General features: G+C 44.3%; 1 pseudogene. It reads right to left on the reverse strand.

The features are described from left to right. Positions 1 to 230, reverse strand: a pseudogene (locus ACY2RS_RS16040) (T9SS type A sorting domain-containing protein); the annotation flags it as partial.

The raw sequence follows: 230 nt of genomic DNA on the forward strand, positions 1-230 counted from the left end.
ATCTTCGGGAGCTCTTGCTGGTGGTGTAGGAGTAGTTACCATTGGCGGTCCAACTACGATACTAAATGAGACAATGTAGGTTTCTGTATCTGCTCCATTTGCAGCTACGACATCTACTGTTGCATCACTAGGAATTGCAGGTGCCTGTGGAATTGTTACACTTGTCGATAAAGGATCAGTAGGTGTTGACAAAGTAATTTGAGGAACTGTTGTAGGGCCAGAAGGTAATG

The sequence above is a fragment of the Patiriisocius sp. 208BN25-11 genome, from assembly GCF_058147145.1.